Source organism: Holospora undulata HU1, from assembly GCF_000388175.3.
GTDB classification, from domain to species: Bacteria; Pseudomonadota; Alphaproteobacteria; order Holosporales; family Holosporaceae; genus Holospora; species Holospora undulata_A.
Genome location: NZ_ARPM03000082.1, coordinates 1 through 2,435, shown reverse-complemented (window position 1 = coordinate 2,435; position 2,435 = coordinate 1). Strand labels below are relative to the sequence as shown.

Here is a 2,435-nt window from a genome sequence, read left to right as displayed (position 1 = left end):
ATAATTTTTCTACCTCCTAGCTCTCCTGATTTGAATCCAATAGAGTAATTCTGGGATAATATGAAGAGGTGGACAATATACTAAATTTTAACGCCCTATTTGACTCTATTTCGTGGTTCTTTAACATATCTAATTCAACCTAAATTACTATAGAATCTTCTGGCTACACCATATAATGCGTTTTCTCTTTTCTTCCAGCACAAATAAGCAAATACGTGGGACGCATGTACTAAACATACACAAATGTATGTATATCGCGGAGTTCCTGCCATGGAAAAAAATAAAAGAGCAAGCAACATACCTACCGATACTGCGTTCATAAAAAATAAGGGAATAGCAACTGTGGAAGAACGCAATGATAGTCCTCCAAAAATAAGATAAAAACAACTCAGCAGAGCTGGGAAAAAATGTGCTAAAAATGCCCAACCTAAAAATCTAGCACAGCAGTAAAGAATTTTGTACGAAAATGTTTTTTGGTCTACCGATTTTTGTAAAAAAGGAATAACATAATCAAAAGTTGGAGTTGAAATTAAAGTATAAGATAAGTTAAAAACTCTATGTTTTATGTATAATAATGGATGGCGAGCCACTTGAGAACACCATGTTTTCCAAAGAAAATTTCTTTCATTCTCATTTTTTCCTTTTTCTAATATCGCATCTCCAAAAACCAAATAATCTACTCTTGATCCGTTGAACAAACTATGCAATTTTTCCATAGAAAATTTTTTTGTTTTACAGAATTCAGGAAATAAAGATTGATTCAATTCCACACTTAGAGCTGAAAGATCGTAAAGTTTAACGTACTGCCAACTGTGATCTTGTTTAACCTTTGGGCCTAAATATTGGATCCCCGAAATAATACCATAAAAAATGATCAAAACTTTAGATATACTTTTGACGATGCCAGCAATATCTTTATTGTGGTGTTTACAATGCCATCCAATCCATACCAATACGATGGGGGCCAAATACTGTGCTTGAAATTTTACAAGCGTTCCGTAAGCAAGAATCACAAGAATTCCTATTTTGGGAAAAAAGGAAAGATTTTTTCTTTGCATAGTTAAATAAGCCAGGTAACTCATCACACAAAAAAATGAATAAGCAAATCCCAAATCTTTCCAAATCATACCTGAGTAAACAAAAATCGGAGGGATAAAAGGAACACCCAAAAAAATTAAAGAAAGTCGTTTTTGGGCTACACTTTTTAATAAAAAATAAATTCCGGAATAAAAAAGACTTAAGTGCATTACCAAGATTCCTGCTGAACCCTTCAAAATTTTATCAATATACCTCCATAAAAAAGACATAATAAAAGGATGATGATCTCCGTAATTCCCGGACATCGCCATGAGATATTGGCACTGGCTGTCAGAGGTCATAATCCCGGGCCAAAAACAAAAAAGATGTATACTAAACAAAGCGAACAAACAAAATTTTTTATTTTCTTCTAAAAATTTTATTGTGCTGCGAAAAAACAAAACCATAAAAATCTCCCATAAAACCAATGAGTGTCTTACTCTTGATAAAGCTTTTAAATTTTGTAGCTGTTTTAGTTTAAGAGTTTTTACAAAAATATTCTAGACATAGTAAATCAACTAGATATTATATGTTTGATCTTTCTTATACCCCTCCACATGACGACTGATCGTTAATCAGAAGCGCCTTAGCAATTTGACGAGCTCCACCTTTTGTCGGATAACAAAACAGCCTTAATCTTATCTGCTGTCAGTTCTTTTCTTGCCGATCTGCGTTCTTAACGCAACACGATCTTCTTCTGTCATAAATCTTTGCATAAGAAAAATTATTAACACATGAAATTAAACTTTTAAACTATTTCATTCAGCATGAGTATATTTTTTTAGCACCACTGTGTTTTACGGGGGCGCACAATCGTGCATTTCGTACCTGTTTTCAGCTTCACTGGCTAATACAAGATCCCATTACTGTAGTTTGCGAGATTTCGTCGAAAACCCCTTGCAAACAAATGATCACTTGAAATACTGGAAGTAACATGCGTATTTTTGTAGCACTTCACGTTAATAAAACTTTGAAAATCAATCATGCTATCTTTGCTTAAAAGTCTCAAAAAAATCATACTCCCCCTCACTTTTTTTCAGGTAGTTTAAAAAATCTCTGAAATCAAAGAATAAGAGTTTATCTTTGATCCACCTGAATCCCCTTGTGAAGTATGAATACAAAGATGAATAGAAAGGCGCTCTGACTGTTTTTTTTGTAAGCAATTTCTTGTGTAAGGCCCGTTATAAAAGCGTATAAAATAGCAACAGCGACAATCGTGATAAGTTTGGAAAGTCTTCCCAAATCTTTCATAGGGGTATTTTCAAGGGTAACCCCTTGCGTTTTCATAGTTCTGAACAGCCGTTCAATGTTCCATCTTTGTTTGTAGGCTTTTATTACCCGGTCTTTATCTTGGGCAA

Annotated in this window: 2 protein-coding genes; both read right to left on the bottom strand. The window is 33.8% G+C overall.

Going from position 1 to position 2,435, the window contains the following annotated elements:
- Positions 1–134 precede the first annotated feature (134 nt).
- Positions 135–1,484 (bottom strand): hypothetical protein, encoded by a 1,350-nt coding sequence (locus K737_RS01575; RefSeq protein ID WP_024161360.1) that lies wholly within the window; start codon positions 1,482–1,484, stop codon positions 135–137.
- 670 nt (positions 1,485–2,154) lie between these two features.
- The coding region (locus K737_RS01570; RefSeq protein ID WP_035574835.1) for a transposase at positions 2,155–2,435 on the bottom strand (281 nt) is incomplete at its 5' end.